The organism is Ruegeria lacuscaerulensis, from assembly GCF_013034745.1.
In the GTDB taxonomy this organism is placed as follows: Bacteria; Pseudomonadota; Alphaproteobacteria; order Rhodobacterales; family Rhodobacteraceae; genus Ruegeria; species Ruegeria lacuscaerulensis_B.
This window is the reverse complement of sequence record NZ_WQGP01000003.1, coordinates 163,966-179,778: the sequence shown is the minus strand read 5'-3', so window position 1 is coordinate 179,778 and position 15,813 is coordinate 163,966. Positions and strand designations below refer to the sequence as shown.

The following is a 15,813-nucleotide window of genomic DNA, read 5'->3' as shown; positions in this document are numbered from 1 at the left end:
GTAAACTATGACTTCGGCCACCCCACCGACCGGAACCGGGGCGTTAGCCAAACGCGAGGCGCGTCTGGCCTGGACGCTGCTGGCTCCGACCATCATCAGTGTGTCGCTGGTTGTGATCCTGCCCCTGCTGGCGATCTTCTGGATCAGCTTCAAACCCTTCACCCTTTCTGACCTGCGCCCTCCTGCACCGGTCGTGCGTGAAAGCCTGCGTGGATCGGGTGATGATCTGCGGATCGAATACCGCCTGCGCAACTCCAGTCAGGATATTGCGATTGATGGCGTGACCGTCCGGGATGTCCTGCCCGATGGCGTGATGCCACTCGGCGACGTTGCAGCCCCTTGTGCGTTAACCGGGCAAGAGCTGTTCTGCGACTTTGGTACGCTGGAAGGTGGCCAACGCGAGCGTATTCGCGTCCCTGTTGCGGTCGATGGTGACCCGGACGCGTTCGAAGACCTGGTTGAAGGGTCAGAACCAACAGTCACTGGCAGCGGCCCCAGTGTTTTGACGAATTTCGAGTTCAGCCTGGAGAACTTCGCCCGTGTGTTCGACGGCGACGAGTTCTGGGGCGTGCTGTGGGTTACGCTGTTTTACACGGTTTTCGGCACCATCGGCGCACTTGTCATGGGGCTCTTTGCAGCCCTGCTACTGAACAAAAGTTTCAAGGGACAAGGGTTCATCCGGGGTCTTTACCTGTTTCCCTATGTGGCCCCCGTCATCGCCGTGGCGTTTACTTGGGTAACACTGTTCGACCCCTTCTCAGGCTCGGCCAATGCGCTGCTTGTGCAGATGGGGCTAAGCAGCGAGCCGATCAACTTCTTCGGGGAACGCCCGCTGGCGCTGATCATGGTCACCGTCTTTGAAATCTGGCGCTACTTCCCGCTGTCCTTCCTGTTCATTCTGGCGCGGATGCAGTCCATCGATAGCAGCATGTATGAGGCAGCGGATATGGATGGCGCGTCACCGTTCCAGAAGTTCTGGCTGCTGAGCATCCCGCAACTGCTGGGTATCTTGTCGGTCCTGTTCCTGCTGCGCTTCATCTGGACGTTCAACAAATTCGACGACATCTTTCTGTTGACCGGTGGCAATGCAGGAACCCGCACGCTGACTGTGAACGTTTATGAACAGGCATTTGCAGTGTCGAATATCGGGGCGGGCGCGGCTGTGGCCGTGGTCATATTGCTGTGCCTGATCACCTTCAGCTTAGTCTTTTTCAAGTTCATTAGCCGTGAGGAGGGTCTGTGATGCGACAAGGTTATTTCACTGGCCCGATCCTAGGCGCGCTTTGGCTGGTTGTAATCGCTACCACCATCGCGGTCACAATGTCCTTCGCCACGGGTGCTGCTTTCCGTCCGCAGGTTCTGCTGAGCGTCATCTGGGGCGCACTTGCGGGTTTGGCGTATGTCCGCTTTCCGGCCCGCCATGCCTCTGCGCGTCTGGGCGTGTCGGCTCTGTTGGGTCTAACCTGCCTGACCAGTTTTGGCCCGGTTCTGATTGGCTCGGACACCACATTGCAGGCCGTGCTGGTCACTGTGGTGGCGATTGCTGCCGTTATGCACCTGTCGATGGCGGAAATCCTGAAAGAACTGCCCTTTGGCGAACTTACCCGTCATGAATATGAAGACGCTGTGATCCGGTTCTGCACTGGTTTTGGATACATCTTCTTCACGGCCATCGTCGTCATCCCCTTCTACGTTATGGTGATGACCAGCCTCAAATCTCAACAGGCCCTGTTGCAGAACCCGCTGGATTTCTCGCTGGATTTGGATCAGGGCTGGGCGCTGTTTCGCAGCTACACAGAACTGTTCCGCGACTTCAATTTCGGCTCGTACCTGTGGACGTCCTTCTACGTCTCGGTGCTGACGGTCTTCATCACACTGGCTTTCAGCATTCCAGGGGCCTATGCGGTCGCGCGGTTCCGGTTCAAGGGCCAAAAGGCATTCTCACGCTCGATCCTGCTGATCTACATGGTGCCGATGATCGTTCTGGCGCTGCCGATTTATATAGCATTCTCGCTCACTGGGTTGCGGAATTCGATCCTTGGCATCGTCATGATCTACCCGGTCACCACTATCCCGGTCGCGCTATACATGCTGCAGGGGTATTTCCGCGGTCTCCCGACCGAGGTGGAAGAGGCCGGTCTGATGGATGGTCTCTCGCGCCTGGCAGTGATCTGGAAGATCACCCTGCCGCTCAGCCTTCCTGCGCTTGCTTCGGTGTCGCTCTATGTCTTCATGATCGCTTGGAACGAATTCCTTCTGGCCTTCATGCTGCTGGACGATCCCTCGAAATTCACCCTAACCCGAGGCGTCACAATGCTGAACTCCTCGGAAATCCCACGCCAACACCTGATGGCCGGCGCGGTGATTGCCACCGTTCCGATTATGGCCCTGTTTCTGGGGCTTGAACGTTTCATGACCAAGGGCCTGACTGCAGGTTCGGTCAAAGGATGACAGACATGAACCACTTTACTTCGCCGACGGATTCCGCGCGCAATATCCTGATTGCCAACGATCGGGGCGGCTATACGATCCCAACCAGCGGGCTCTATCCCTACCAGTGGAACTGGGACAGCGCGGTCGCCGCGCTGGGTTTTGCCGAGTTCGATATCGACCGTGCCTGGACTGAGCTTGAGACGCTGTTCTCGGGCCAGTGGGATGACGGAATGCTCCCACATATCCTGTTTCACAAACCGGATCCGGGCTATTTTCCCGGGCCGGATGTCTGGGGCGGAACTGGGCCAATTGCCTCGTCTGGCGTAACCCAGCCACCGCTGGCGGCCACCATGGCGCGGCGGATATGGGAGAAAGACCCCGCGACTGGTGAAGACCGCCTCCGCGCCCTGTTCCCGGCCATGTTGGCTTGGCATCAGTGGTTTATGAGATGGCGTCTTGATGATCAAGGCGCGGTCTGCACCACCCACCCGTGGGAGGCAGGGCGTGACAATGCACCGGACTGGGATGGCGCGATGGCGGGCATTGATGCCTCGGACGTAGGGGAATACCAGCGCCGCGACACCAGCCACGTGAACAGCGCCGACCGGCCCACCAAATACGACTACGACCGCTACATCAAACTGGTGCAGATTGGGCGTGAAGCGGGCTGGGATCAGCAGCAATTGTTGGAGAAGAACCCGTTCCGTGTTGCCGATCCTACTATGAGTTTCACAGCCCTACGTGCCGCCCACGATCTGCTGGCGATCAGCAAGGAATTGGGGATCAGGGCTGAAGGCCTTAGTGCTGACGTGGACCGGCTCGACGCCGGTGCAAAGTCACTATGGAACGAAACGTTGGGAGCCTTTGATGCCCGAGATGCGCATACGGGCCAGTGGGCTGAAAGCGTCTCAAATGCAAGCTATCTGTGCTGGTATGCAGGCATCGAATCCCAGCAAATGTTGGACCGGTTGAAAACTGTTCTGACTACGGTTCCGCACCCGATCCCCAGCTATGATCCCACATCGCCCAAATTCGATGAACGTCGATATTGGCGCGGGCCAACATGGGCGTTCATGAACATGCTGGCGGGGTTCGGTCTGAAGGATATGGGCCACGGGGTTGAGGCCGAAGCGCTGCGCCTGAAAACCGGTCGTCTAATCGCAGGCCACGGGTTTGCCGAATACTACGATCCGATTACCGGGAGTCCTGCCGGTGGCAATTCGTTCACATGGACCGCCGCCGTCTGGCTGCATTGGGCAGGGAGAAACTGATGGGTAGCATCGAACTCAAATCCGTCGAGAAGTGGTTCGGCGAAGTGCAGGTGATCAAAGGCATCGACCTAAAGATCGAAGAGGGCGAGTTTGTCGTCTTCGTTGGCCCGTCGGGCTGTGGTAAATCGACGCTGTTACGGATGATCGGTGGGCTCGAGGACATCTCGCGTGGGTCACTTTTGATCAATGGGGATGACGTCACCGATAATCCACCTTCAAAGCGTGGGCTGACCATGGTGTTCCAGTCCTACGCACTTTATCCGCACCTGACCGTGGCTGAAAATATGGGGTTCTCGCTTAAAGTGGCTGGCGTATCCAAGAACGAGATTGCCGAACGTGTGGGAAAAGCCGCCGAGGTCCTCAAGCTCGAATCCTATTTGGAGCGCAAACCCAAAGACTTATCCGGCGGCCAGCGTCAGCGAGTGGCGATCGGTCGGTCGATTGTGCGTGACCCCACCGCCTTCCTGTTCGATGAGCCGTTGTCAAACCTGGACGCGGCCCTCAGGGTCGAAATGCGGTATGAGATTGCCAAGCTTCACCAGAGCCTCAACCGCACCATGATCTATGTGACTCATGATCAGGTCGAGGCGATGACACTGGCTGATCGCATCGTGGTGCTGGAATTCGGCAAGATCGCACAAGTCGGTACTCCACGCGAACTATACGAACGCCCCGCCAACCTGTTCGTGGCGCAGTTCATCGGCAGCCCGAAAATGAACGTCATTCCTTGCACTGTGTCCGGCGATCAGTTTCAGCTGGAAAACGGTGGAGGCGGCCCGTTTGATCGGACTGGTACAGCCACGATGCTGGGCATCCGTCCAGAACATATAAGTGTCGTCGAACCTGGCTCTGGTCACAGCGACGGCAAGGTTGAGGTGGTCGAGTATCTTGGCGCCGATATGTTCATCATCGTCGATTGCGGGTTTGAAGAGAAAGTGACGGTTCGCCTTGGCGGGGACACACAGATTAGGGCCGGCTCACAAATCGGCTTACATTTTGCACCCGAGAAACTGCAATTTTTCGACGCGGCAGGGCAGACGATCAATCCCGATGACCGGACGTAGCAATTCTGAGGTGGTCAGTCCGGGTCGGCCTAAAGATAGCTCTGCCCGGTTGTGGAGTTGACGCGCTCAATAGGCTATTTCCTGATAGACAGGGGGATCGTTAGGCTGCCCGGCGACGGGTTTTGTCGCGAGTTTCTTCGAAGGCAATGTAGTTTGAGCAGGAAAGGTGACTATCCTGCCAATTGCGCGAACCGTTGAAACGGATGATATCCGGGCGTGAATTGACCTTTGCGGATCATGTTGACCAAGTCTATGACTGTCATTCCTAAGCTTAGCATTGGAGGCGATAAGGTAGTTGGTATTGTCGATCTCGATCCAGTGGCCGGCAAAATAGACCAACACCACATCGGTCCCCGCCGCCTTGTCGGAAAAATCACGAAGAGCCAGCCGCATGTGGCGATAGTCCAGATCGTAGAGCTCGGTCACATCAAAGTGGATACGCCCCAGTGCTGCGGCGACGTCCTGCGCGTTATTGGATGTGTTGGGAAGGTTCGAAACATAGTCATATTGTGCGTTTCTGATCACAGGCGCCATGCATTTGGTACCCAAGATATCCGCCAACGCAATAACCGGTCCGCATAACAAAAAAAGGCCCAGCAAAAGCGCGAGCGGCGAAAATCCAGAAAAAGCAATATGCAGCATCCAAGGTCCTGACCCTAGCACAATTTGCACCACCGCGCGACCTTGGCGCGATGCTGCCTTGGGCGGTTTGACCAGCAAGAAGATGCGCTGCCAAAACCGATCAGCGATTACTGTTTGTCAAGGTTTTCACGCGCTTTTCCGGACAAAGATGCTGCGCGCAGACAAAAATGACGGGCCTAGAAGTTTTAGCGACTACGAAAGGCTCCGTTCTGTCGCCCAGCAATTCGCCCCAAAACAACCGCGCTCAGCAAGCCATTTCCTGACAGATATCCGCTGTCGCCCGTACCCGAGACACCGCAGGCGGCGCCTCCTCCAGCATAAAGGTTCTGGATCGCAGCACCATTTGCACGAAGCACCCGAGCTGAGGCGTCGATCTTCAAACCACCTTGAGTATGAAACAAGGCACCGGTGACACGTACGCCCTTGTAGGGCGGGGTCAGAGGGGGTGAACTGAAAGTGCGGCCAAACCTGTCTGTACCGCCTTCCGATATGTCCCGCAGCGTTTGTGCCAGGGAGTCAGCAGGCATGGCGAGGCGGATCGCGAGGTCCTGAATTGAATTTGCCGAATGGATGGCCCCAACTGCCTCGGCTTGTTTGAAATCCTCAAACTGGCGCGCTATCGCCGCGATGCGCTCGTCGAAGATGGCAAAGGCTTCACCACCGGGTTGAGACAGCACAGCACGGGCGGCTTCGGAATAGCCCTGCGCCTCGTTCCAGAAGCGTTGGCCGTCGCGGTTCACCTGGACGCCACCTTCGGTGATGACGGCCCAGGTTATCAGGATGCCATGTGGATGGGCGACATTGCCGTGGCCCTGAAAGGCACCGAGGTTCTGCAAGTCGGCCCCCAGTGCTTCACCCCACAAAACGGCCTCACCCCGGTTGCCGCTGTGGCCGAACCACAAGGCTTGTTCGATCTGGGGCATATGTTGGGCGACCAGTTCGCGATTGCCGCCGTACCCGTTGCAGGCAAGGATCAGACGGTCGCATTCGATGGTTTCGACGAGGTCATCCGGGCCGGTGACAGCGATACCGAGGATCTGGTCGTCGTCTCGATACAGCACCGTTGCGCGACGGTCGCAGATGATGTCCAGACCCGCGTCTTCGCAGGCGCTGCGCAGGGCATTGATCAGTTCCTCGCCCGAGCGGGTCGGAAGGCCGTGCATCCGTCTGCGGGAATGTCCGGGATAGTCGAAATCCGTCACAACCGAAAAGGGTAGGCCGTACCGATCGGTCAGCCAGTCAATGACCTCTGCGGCAGTCCCTGCCAGGAGGTCAACCAATGCCTGATCGTTCTGATGATGGGCTTTTGCCTGAATATCGTTTGCAAACAGCTCGGCAGAATCGGTGATCCCCGCGGCCTGTTGCAATCGGGTGCCCGCAGCTGGGATCAACCCCGCGGATAGGGCGGTTGAGCCGCTGGGGACCGGATCAGCCTCGATCACTAACACATCTTGCGCCTGTTCAGCGGCAGACAGGGCCGCGACCATGCCGCAAGCGCCAGCGCCGACAATCAAAGTGCCGGTCTTCAGATCAAATTGGTCGGGCAGGGCGCTTTCAACTCTGGGGGTCGTCATAGCGCGCCCCGGCTTCCAGCATATCGGAGGTTCCGATAACTTCGTTCAAGCCACCGAAGTCGAACATGCGATCCGCAAAGGGTTTGTTGGAGCCGTTTGCGGCAAGGCTTTGGTAATAAGCCTGTGCCGTCTTGGCCAGCGCCCTTACGATACCGCCAGGGAAGATGACGATGGAATAGCTCTGCTCCTCCAGATCGCTGGCCCCGAGTATGGGGGTCGCGCCCCCCTCGACCATGTTCGCCAAAAGGGGCACGCGGTAGCCGAATTGGTCGGCAATGGCGGTGAGTTGCTCTCGGCTCTGCGGAGCCTCGATGAACAGCACATCCGCGCCTGCCTCAAGATAAGTTTCGGCGCGGTCGGTCGCGGCAGAGAAGCCTTCGACCGCGATAGCGTCCGTTCGCGCGATGATCAGCGTATCGGCACTGGCGCGTGCATCGGCCATGGCGGCGATCTTTCCGGCCATCTCCTGCTCCGGGATCAGCGATTTGTCCGACAGGTGCCCGCAGCGTTTGGGATAGGTCTGGTCTTCAACTTGTAGGGCCGAGGCTCCGGCGCGTTCGTAAAGCCTCATGGTTCGCTGTGCGTTTAGCGCGTTGCCAAAGCCGGTATCCGCGTCGATGATAACCGGCAGCCCAACCCGATCCGCGATCAGGGTCATGGTGTCGGCCATTTCCGAGGCAGTGGACAAGCCGATATCGGGACGTCCAAGCCGCGTATAGGCCACGGCGGCCCCGCTGAGATACAGCGCCTCGAACCCCGCCTTTTCGGCAAGCGAGGCGGTCAGCCCGTCATAGACACCGGGCGCGACAAGAATTTTTTGCTGTTGCAGGCGGGATTTCAGGTTCATGCTGCGCCCTCCAACCAGTTCAGTACCTCGGCGCAGGTGCGTTGATGTGTGACCGTGCCCAGTGACAGGATCGTGGCCTTATGAACTTCATCCCGGAAGGCCGCACAGCCGTCGGTCAGCAACACAGTTTCAATATTGCGCAGATGCGCGTCGCGCAGGGTCGAGGCAACGCCGCCGTTGGTAACTATCCCGCCAACGATCAGGTTTTCGATCCCCACGGCGCGCATCAGGTATTCCAACCGGGTCTGGTAGAAGGCAGAGTAGGCAACCTTTTCGATGACGAAGTCGCAAGGTTGCAGCGCGTCGACCAATGCGTGACCGAACCCGCCGGGGGCAAAATCGCCCTTGGTCAGGAAGGGGCGCAACTGTTTCAGGTGTGGGGCGATCAGCGGCTCGCCATTGCGATCGGGCACCAGCGTGAACTGGGCCGAGAAATAGCGCCCTCCGGCCTCTTGCAGCCGCCGTGCCAACGGCGCGATGCGGTCGGGCAAAGCCGCTATGGCGGGGGCCGATTGCCCGGCGCGACCGTATGCGCCCTCGGGATGCAGGAAGTCATTTTGCAGGTCGATGGTCACAAGGGCCGTCTTTTGCGGGTCCCAGGTGATTGGATCGCTCATTCACTCGGCCTCCTTCGGTTCGATGATCGTGTTACCATAGGCATCCACGCGGCCTTGCAGATGCGGTTCGATCAGTACGGTGGTGTCGGGCTGCGTCAGGATCGCAGGCCCCTTGATGACAGCCCCGACTGGCAGGGACAGACGGTCAAAAATGGCCGTGTCGTACCAGTTTTGTGCAAAGTGAACCTTTCGTGTTGCCATTGGTTCTACCGAGCCTCGCGTTGAAGGGGCCAGCGTGGACAGTTCGAATTTGGGCCGTTTGCCTGTAACCGCGCTGCGCAGGTTCAGGATGCGGCGCATACCGTTTTTCAGAAGTCTGCCATAGGTGGCGTTGTAGGCCGCGTCAAAAGCCTGTTCTATGGCCGCGCTGTCCGGCGGATTGACCTTTCCGTCCGACACGGTGACAGTCAGCGGCACCGGTACCGTGTGCGTTTGTCCCACATAGGCCATGTCGAGCTCGAACGAGATTTCGCGTGCCTCGAACGTGGTTCGGGCGGCGTCCAGCAAGGCCATACCCTGATCGACGTGATCCTGCATGAAAGCCCCCATCGCGGTGCTGTCCAACTGCGATACCAGCGTGTTGATCGTTTGTACGAAATCCTGCCGCATATTCGCAATCACGCAGCCCATCGCCGAGGTTACGCCGGGATAGCGCGGAACGATGGCGCGGGCGATGCCGACCTCGGCCAGCATGGCCCCGGCATGCAGTGCTCCACCACCGCCGAAGGGCATAAAGACGAACCGCTTGGGATCAAACCCGCGTTCGATACTGACCAGTCGGATCGCGCCTGCCATGCGAGAATTGGCGACACGCAGGATGGCCTCGGCGGCCTCAACCGTGGACAGGTCAAGTGGCTGACCCACATGAGTGTCAATCGCCTGACGGGCCGCCTCGACATCCAGTCTTTCCAGTTTGCCGCCAATGGGATTGTCAGGGTCGATCCGGCCCAGCACCACGTTAGCGTCGGTCACAGTCGGGCGGTCATTGCCCAGCCCATAGGCCACCGGGCCGGGGTTCGAACCGGCACTTTCCGGGCCGATATTCAGCAACCCCCCCTTGTCGACCCAAGCAATTGACCCGCCGCCTGCGCCGATGGTCGTGATCTCGATCATCGGGTTGCGCACGACCATGCCAAAGTCGATTGAAGTCTGGGCCGACAGCATCGTCTGCCCTTCGGCAATCAGCGAGACGTCAAAACTAGTGCCGCCCATATCGCCGGTGATAACATTGTCGAACCCCGCCGATTGCGCGATGTAACCGGCTGCGATGACCCCTGCGGCTGGGCCAGACAGGGCGGTGCGCACCGGCAATTGGCACGCGGTACCAACGCCCATGACACCCCCGTTGGATTGCACGATCATGAACTCACCATCGAACCCGCCCGAGTGCAGTGCGTTCTCAAGCCGGTTCAAGTAACCCGAAACCTCGGGCTGAAGATAGGCGTTCAGCGCGGTGGTCGAAAACCGCTCGAATTCCCGGATTTCCGGCAGGATTTCGGATGAGGCCGAAACATGCGGGTTAGGCCAGATGTCGCGCACCGCTGCCACGGCGGCGGTCTCGTTTTCGGGGTTGGCATAGGCGTTGGCGAACAAGATCGCGACGGCCTCGCATCCCTGATCGCGCAGTTGATTGGCCGCCGCGCGCACGGCGTCCAGATCGACCGGGGTGCGGATGCTGCCGTTGGCTAAGGTGCGCTCGGGCACTTCCAGCCGGTCGCGCCGATCCACGACGGGTTCGAAATCACCGCGCAGGCCCCATGTGCGGGGGCGGTCGCGGCGGCGCATTTCCAGCACGTCACGCAGGCCGTGGGTGCAGATCACGCCGGTTTTTGCGCCCTTGCGCTCCAACAAGGCGTTCGTGCCCGCGGTGGTGCCATGCACGACCACTGCAATTTCGGACAGATCTGATACCTCGCGTCCGATCCCGTCTAGGAAACCACTGGACTGATCCGGGCGGGTGGTGGGCACCTTGGCGACGGTTGCGGTGCCATCTTCTTCGTTCAACACGAAGACATCCGTGAAGGTACCGCCAACATCGACGCCAATCATATGTCCGGTCATTGCACCACCTCCCGCCAGGCGGAACCATAGGCCTGATCCGCCTGATCGGGGCTGACTAAACCGCGAGAAACGTCTTTGGCGATGTCTTCCGGCGCACGGCGTTTCGTGGCACCATATCCCCCGCCACCAGGGGTTTCCAACCGGACGGCTTGCCCTTGGCGCAACTTGATCCCTCGCATTTTCGACACCAAAGGCGGCGCTTTCCAACCATCATCCTGTTCGTAAGTGAAGACGTTCATCGCGCCATCCTGACCTTCGACGATCCCCTTGGGCGCAAAACGTCCGCGTTCTCCGAACAAAAATGCCTCGGCCCCGTTTTCTTCCAACACTTCGATTTCATAGACAGCCCCAAGACCGCCGCGATGCGCCCCGGCCCCGGCGCTGTCCGGGCGCAGGGCCCATTGCCGGAACATAACGGGATAAGCGGCTTCAAGGATTTCCATCGGCGGGATCGTAGCGGTGGAAATTGGCGCATTGCCGTGATTCAACCCGTCGCTTTCGATCGAGCCGCCGTGCCCACCGCCGTAAAAGCTGAACATTACCCAAGGCTGCCCGTTCGACCGTTTGCCCGCAATCGACAGAGCGTTGATCGTGCCATAGGCATTGGCCACCACCCGGTCCGGCGCGGCCTTGGCGAAGGCGGAAAAGACCACGTCGATCATTCGTAAGATGGTTTCAGTATATCCGCCGGTCGGGGCCGGGAACTTGGCCGAAAGCAGACTGTCATCGGGCACAATGACCTCGATGGGCCGCATCACCCCGGCATTGGCGGGCAGGGATGGGAAGACATGCTTGATGGCGACATAGGCCGTTGCGACAGTCGTCGGCAGAGCGATATTTACCGGCCCTGCACATTGCGGCGAGGAGCCGCTGAAATCCAGAACCATCCGGTCGCCCGATATCTCAAGCGCCATATTGATGCGCAGGGGCGTGTCCGTGATGCCATCATTGTCGAGGAAATCCTCGGCCTCCCACCGGCCATCAGGCAGGTCCTGCAACTCGGCTCGCATCAGTGCCTCGGCCCGATGGCCGAGCGCATCCAGCGCGGCTGATACGGTGTCCGCGCCGTATTCGTCCAGCAGCTCATCCATTCGCCGAACGCCCAGATCAAGCGCCCCCAACTGGCCGTTCAGATCGCCCATGGCGGATTGGGGCAGGCGGGTGTTGCGTAGCAGGATGTCGATGATGTCCTGATTGACCTCGCCCTTCCGCGCCAGTTTGACGGGCGGAAGAACGAACGCTTCCTGAAATACATCCGTTGCGGCGGGGTTGTAGTTTCCGGGAACCGCACCGCCCACGTCATGCCAGTGCCCGACCGAGGCGAGATAGCAGAATAGCTGACCATCGCGAAAATAGGGCCGCACCAATCGCATGTCCGACAGATGCGTGCCGCCGATATGCGCGTCGTTGAAGATATAAATGTCGCCGTCTTCCAGATCGCCATCTGCAGCAGCTTTTTCGATCACAGCCTTCACCGCAAATGACATCACGCCCACAAAGATCGGCAGGCCGGATTTGCCCTGAACCAATGTGTCGCCAGTTGTGGCCGAATATAGCCCGTGGCTGGCGTCATGCGCCTCGGCAATGATGGGGTTGAAAGCCGCGCGGAACAGGGTTGCGTCCATCTCATCTGCGATCTGTTCCATGCGACCTGCCAGAACCGAAAGAGTGATCGGGTCAATCTCGCTCATGCCTGTGCCCTTGTTTCTGCGATGTCGTTCCAGACATCCTGCTGCGTGATCAGATTGTCGGCGACCTCGAACCGGTCGATAAAGCGGATGCCTTCGAAAGGGGTCCCATCGGGCCACTGCCCGGACAAGGTGCCCCGGCAATAGACAATCGCGGCGTCGCTTACGCCTTGCATTGCATCGAAGCCTTCATAGCTCTTGGCGATGCTGCGATAGCGCGGTGCCGCCCAGTCCATCAACTCGGACAAGTCGTGCATCGGTTGTGCTCCGGGGAAGTGCATCACGAAACCCGGTGCCAGTCGGGTCTTCGCTTTGTCGAACGCGCGTTCACTCATCTCCGCCAGAAAAGCCCGGACGATCTTTTCGGGGTCATCCTTCGCTGGCGCGGGCTGTCTGGTCTGGCCACCCCGGTAATAGTCTTCAGGTGGGAGGTCATGGATAAGCACCGTGACGAGATCAGGCGGAGCAGGCACGACGAATCGCACTGCGTCAGTCAATGCTTGGCCAAGTCGTTGTTTTTCCTTGGTGCTATAGCCTTCTATCACATGTAGCTCGACAATTGGCACGCCGTTTACCCCTCACAATTGGTATTATTTGTAATACAGCTTTGCCATCAATAGTAAGACTATTTTTGAAAGACCCATAATACTAAAGCTTGATTTTCGAAGTGTCCCTCTTACGATTGCCAATGCTGGGAAAGGGGAATCATCGGGTGAACCAGATCAAAGCGGCCAATCTTCCGGACGGAACCAAGGCGCAGCGCGTCTACCTGTCTCTGCGCGATCAGATCACCGAGGGGCAGTTGTCGGCAGGGGAGACCCTGCCGGGCGAACAGCGTCTGGCTGAGAAGTTCGGCGTGTCCCGCGTAACCATCCGGCGTGCGCTTGAGGCGCTGGCAGGCAACGGCCTGATCGAACGGCACGCGGGCAGTGGCACACGGGTATCGGGCCGGTCGCCGCATGGGGCGCGGGCGGCGATGGACTTCAACACCTTGATGCCGCAGCTTGTGGAAATGGGCCAAAGCACGACGGCCCGGCTCTTGTCGTTTTCCTATGGGAAAGCGCCCGAGGCGGTGGCGACAGCCATGGGTCTTCAGGACGACCGGCAGGTGCAGATTGCTACGCGGGTCCGCCTGACAGACGAAGTGCCGTTTTCTCACCTGACAACATATGTTCCTGCCGAAATTGCCCGGAATTATTCGGAAAGCGATCTGGCCACGACGCCGTTGTTCAAGCTGTTGGAACGGGGTGGTGTGCAGATCGAAGAAGCGCACCAGACGGTGTCGGCAACGCTTGCGGGCCCCGACGTGGCCGAGGCTTTGGGCGTCGCGGTTGGCTCGGCGCTGCTATCGTTGAAACGGATTGTGCGGGATGTCGAAGGCAATGGGGTCGAATACCTGTCTGGTCTTTACCGGCCTGACATGTTCCGCCTTGAGATGCCTCTGGCGCGAGTTGGAACCGGGTCAGCACGCCATTGGGAACCTGCCATTGGCCGCAGCGAGGCCGAGGAATGACCGCCCCGCGTACAATGCTCGACAAGCTATGGGCCTCGCATGAGGTGCTGCGGCGCGATGATGGCGTGTCGCTGCTGTGGGTGGACCGGCATCTTGTGCATGAAGGCTCGCACCATGCCTTTGCCAAGTTGGCAGAGCGCGGATTGCACGTGGCCGAACCGGATCTGACCTTTGCGGTTGTCGATCACTATGCGCCGACGCGCGATCGCGGCCGGATTTCTGATCCAAAGATTGCCCGCATGATCCAGACGTTGCGCAGCAACGCTGCCCGGCACAATCTGCGGATTTTCGATCTGGATGATCCGACACAGGGTATCGTGCATGTGGTCGGGCCGGAACTTGGGCTGACACTGCCGGGTCTGCTGATTAATTGCGGAGATAGCCATACATCTACGCACGGCGCCTTTGGGGCTTTGGCTTTCGGGATCGGCGCGACCGAGGTTGCGCATGTTCTTGCGACGCATACCGTCTGGCAACGCAAGCCCAAGGCGATGAGGATTACATTGAATGGTCAGTTGGGTCCGGGTGTCTCGGCCAAGGATATCGCGCTGAACTGGATTGCGATGCTGGGCACAGGTGGTGCGCAAGGTCACGCAGTGGAATATGCGGGGCAGACGGTGCGGGACTTGTCCATGGAGGGTCGCATGACCCTGTGCAATCTGTCCATCGAAGGAGGCGCGCGTTTCGGCATGGTGGCCCCTGATGAGGTGACGTTTGCCTATCTCGAAAACCGCGAACATGCGCCGAACGGCCCGGATTTTGAGGCGGCCTGCCGGACGTGGCAAAAGCTGACCACTGATGAAGGTGCGGTATTCAACAGCGACGTTGCGCTGGATGCGTCCGGCATTGCTCCGACCGTGACATGGGGCACAAGTCCGGAACAGGCACTACCTGTATCAGCATCGATCCCGAATCCGGACGTGATGGACCCTGCTAAGGCAAATGCCGCCCGCGATGCGCTGGACTATATGGGATTGGCAGCGGGGCGCGCGCTGGACGGCATCCCTGTAGATCAGGTGTTTATCGGATCCTGTACAAATGGCCGCATCGAAGACCTGCGAGAGGCCGCGTTGGTCTTGTCCGGACGCGGTGCGAAAGTGCCGGGTTTGGTCTCGCCGGGATCTGCGCGTGTCAAAGCACAGGCCGAAGCGGAAGGGCTGGACCGTGTTTTCATAGATGCCGGATTGGAATGGGCCGCATCCGGCTGTTCCATGTGTGTCGGAATGAACGGCGATCTGGTCGGTGAAGGCAAGCGCTGCGCCTCGTCGACCAACCGTAACTTTCGCGGCCGGCAGGGGCGCGGTGCGCGTACGCATCTGATGTCTCCGGCAATGGTGGCTGCAGCTGCTGTGACAGGTACGATCACGGATGTTCGACCATTTTTGCAGGGCAGGGCTGCGTGATGGCCGGGTGGAGCAAGCATACGGGTCGGGCCCTGGCGTTGGCTGTTGACAATATCGACACCGATCAACTGATCCCAGCGCGGTTCATGTCGGTTCCGCGTAGCGATGGGTACGGAGGGTACCTGTTGCACGATATGCGGCGCAACGCTGATGAAGAATTGCACCCGGACTTCCCGCTCAATCGGCATGAAGACATCAGTATTCTGGTGGCAGGTCAGAATTTCGGTAGCGGTTCATCCCGCGAGGCAGCGGTATACGCTCTGGTCGATGCTGGGATACGCGCCGTCATTGCGCCCAGCTTTGGCGACATCTTCGCCAATAATGCAATCAACAACGGTTTACTACCCGCACGGGTAAGCAATTCGACGCACGAACGCCTTATTCAGACACTGACAGACGCGCCCGCAGAGCTTTCGGTTGACCTGCCCGAAGGCCGGTTCACTTTGGAAGGCCGCACTGAGAAATTTGAACTGGACGAAGGATGGCGCGTCAAGCTGATCAATGGCTGGGATGACATTGACCTGACCCAACAGCACGCGCAGACAATCCGTGCTCACCGACACCACCGCAGTCAGACCGCGCCTTGGGCATGGCCTGCACTTTGCGAATAAGCCACGTCGCGCACAGACGACGCAACAGGCCAAAAGGCCAGGAAAACAAGGGGCGCATTCAGAAAACTGCCCCAACAACATGTGGAGGA

At 59.1% G+C, this 15,813-nt stretch carries 13 protein-coding genes and 2 pseudogenes; 7 read left to right on the top strand and 8 right to left on the bottom strand.

Going from position 1 to position 15,813, the window contains the following annotated elements:
* The first annotated feature begins 7 nt into the window (after positions 1–7).
* From GOV79_RS07030 to GOV79_RS07015, 4 genes are read left to right on the top strand one after another with little or no spacing between them, the layout of a single operon-like run.
* On the top strand, positions 8–1,243 hold the full coding sequence (locus GOV79_RS07030) for a carbohydrate ABC transporter permease (protein ID WP_170772086.1): 1,236 nt from the start codon (positions 8–10) through the stop codon (positions 1,241–1,243).
* Positions 1,243–2,451, top strand: a complete 1,209-nt coding sequence (locus GOV79_RS07025) for a carbohydrate ABC transporter permease (protein WP_170772088.1) — start codon at positions 1,243–1,245, stop codon at positions 2,449–2,451. The genes GOV79_RS07030 and GOV79_RS07025 overlap by 1 nt, the downstream gene beginning before the upstream one ends.
* Before the next feature lie 5 nt (positions 2,452–2,456).
* Positions 2,457–3,704, top strand: coding sequence for an MGH1-like glycoside hydrolase domain-containing protein (locus tag GOV79_RS07020; protein ID WP_331252406.1), 1,248 nt, complete (start codon positions 2,457–2,459; stop codon positions 3,702–3,704).
* Entirely contained in the window at positions 3,704–4,768 is a 1,065-nt protein-coding gene (locus tag GOV79_RS07015; RefSeq protein WP_170789219.1) for an ABC transporter ATP-binding protein, read from the top strand. The genes GOV79_RS07020 and GOV79_RS07015 overlap by 1 nt, the downstream gene beginning before the upstream one ends.
* 170 nt (positions 4,769–4,938) lie before the next feature.
* Here the strand turns inward: GOV79_RS07015 and GOV79_RS22675 are convergent.
* The 8 genes and pseudogenes from GOV79_RS22675 to GOV79_RS06980 form a co-directional block, all read right to left on the bottom strand.
* Positions 4,939–5,022: pseudogene (locus GOV79_RS22675) on the bottom strand (IS6 family transposase); the annotation flags it as partial.
* A 34-nt stretch (positions 5,023–5,056) separates the two neighbouring features.
* Positions 5,057–5,302, bottom strand: a pseudogene (locus GOV79_RS22670) (caspase family protein); the annotation flags it as partial.
* A gap of 293 nt (positions 5,303–5,595) precedes the next feature.
* Positions 5,596–6,984: an FAD-dependent oxidoreductase gene (locus tag GOV79_RS07005; RefSeq protein WP_170789217.1), complete on the bottom strand. Its 1,389-nt coding sequence runs from the start codon at positions 6,982–6,984 to the stop codon at positions 5,596–5,598.
* Positions 6,965–7,831: an isocitrate lyase/PEP mutase family protein gene (locus GOV79_RS07000; RefSeq protein WP_170789216.1), complete on the bottom strand. Its 867-nt coding sequence runs from the start codon at positions 7,829–7,831 to the stop codon at positions 6,965–6,967. Before GOV79_RS07000 ends, GOV79_RS07005 begins: the two co-directional genes overlap by 20 nt.
* Positions 7,828–8,448, bottom strand: coding sequence for a cysteine hydrolase family protein (locus tag GOV79_RS06995; protein WP_170789215.1), 621 nt, complete (start codon positions 8,446–8,448; stop codon positions 7,828–7,830). The genes GOV79_RS07000 and GOV79_RS06995 overlap by 4 nt, the downstream gene beginning before the upstream one ends.
* Positions 8,449–10,509, bottom strand: a complete 2,061-nt coding sequence (locus GOV79_RS06990; RefSeq protein WP_170789214.1) for a hydantoinase/oxoprolinase family protein — start codon at positions 10,507–10,509, stop codon at positions 8,449–8,451.
* Positions 10,506–12,200: a hydantoinase B/oxoprolinase family protein gene (locus GOV79_RS06985; RefSeq protein ID WP_170789213.1), complete on the bottom strand. Its 1,695-nt coding sequence runs from the start codon at positions 12,198–12,200 to the stop codon at positions 10,506–10,508. Before GOV79_RS06985 ends, GOV79_RS06990 begins: the two co-directional genes overlap by 4 nt.
* Positions 12,197–12,763 (bottom strand): tautomerase family protein, encoded by a 567-nt coding sequence (locus GOV79_RS06980; protein ID WP_170789212.1) that lies wholly within the window; start codon positions 12,761–12,763, stop codon positions 12,197–12,199. The genes GOV79_RS06985 and GOV79_RS06980 overlap by 4 nt, the downstream gene beginning before the upstream one ends.
* Positions 12,764–12,909: 146 nt before the next feature.
* Between GOV79_RS06980 and GOV79_RS06975 the strand changes: the two genes are divergently transcribed.
* Genes GOV79_RS06975 through leuD form a run of 3 tightly spaced genes read left to right on the top strand, consistent with a single transcriptional unit; the run spans position 12,910 to position 15,724 of the window.
* Positions 12,910–13,710, top strand: coding sequence for a GntR family transcriptional regulator (locus GOV79_RS06975; RefSeq protein WP_331252403.1), 801 nt, complete (start codon positions 12,910–12,912; stop codon positions 13,708–13,710).
* Complete coding sequence (leuC, locus tag GOV79_RS06970; protein ID WP_170789210.1) at positions 13,707–15,113, top strand: 3-isopropylmalate dehydratase large subunit; 1,407 nt, start codon at positions 13,707–13,709, stop codon at positions 15,111–15,113. Before GOV79_RS06975 ends, leuC begins: the two co-directional genes overlap by 4 nt.
* Positions 15,113–15,724 (top strand): 3-isopropylmalate dehydratase small subunit, encoded by a 612-nt coding sequence (gene leuD / locus GOV79_RS06965; RefSeq protein ID WP_170783471.1) that lies wholly within the window; start codon positions 15,113–15,115, stop codon positions 15,722–15,724. The genes leuC and leuD overlap by 1 nt, the downstream gene beginning before the upstream one ends.
* The last annotated feature ends 89 nt before the right edge of the window (positions 15,725–15,813 follow it).

Excerpts from the sequence above, each read along its gene's own strand:
- GOV79_RS07030 (WP_170772086.1), top strand. The coding sequence starts at position 8 with ATGACTTCGGCCACCCCACCGACCGGAACCGGGGCGTTAGCCAAACGC.
- GOV79_RS07025 (WP_170772088.1), top strand. The coding sequence starts at position 1,243 with ATGCGACAAGGTTATTTCACTGGCCCGATCCTAGGCGCGCTTTGGCTG.
- GOV79_RS07020 (WP_331252406.1), top strand. The coding sequence starts at position 2,457 with ATGAACCACTTTACTTCGCCGACGGATTCCGCGCGCAATATCCTGATT.
- GOV79_RS07015 (WP_170789219.1), top strand. The coding sequence starts at position 3,704 with ATGGGTAGCATCGAACTCAAATCCGTCGAGAAGTGGTTCGGCGAAGTG.
- GOV79_RS07005 (WP_170789217.1), bottom strand. The coding sequence starts at position 6,984 with ATGACGACCCCCAGAGTTGAAAGCGCCCTGCCCGACCAATTTGATCTG.
- GOV79_RS07000 (WP_170789216.1), bottom strand. The coding sequence starts at position 7,831 with ATGAACCTGAAATCCCGCCTGCAACAGCAAAAAATTCTTGTCGCGCCC.
- GOV79_RS06995 (WP_170789215.1), bottom strand. The coding sequence starts at position 8,448 with ATGAGCGATCCAATCACCTGGGACCCGCAAAAGACGGCCCTTGTGACC.
- GOV79_RS06990 (WP_170789214.1), bottom strand. The coding sequence starts at position 10,509 with ATGACCGGACATATGATTGGCGTCGATGTTGGCGGTACCTTCACGGAT.
- GOV79_RS06985 (WP_170789213.1), bottom strand. The coding sequence starts at position 12,200 with ATGAGCGAGATTGACCCGATCACTCTTTCGGTTCTGGCAGGTCGCATG.
- leuC (WP_170789210.1), top strand. The coding sequence starts at position 13,707 with ATGACCGCCCCGCGTACAATGCTCGACAAGCTATGGGCCTCGCATGAG.
- leuD (WP_170783471.1), top strand. The coding sequence starts at position 15,113 with ATGGCCGGGTGGAGCAAGCATACGGGTCGGGCCCTGGCGTTGGCTGTT.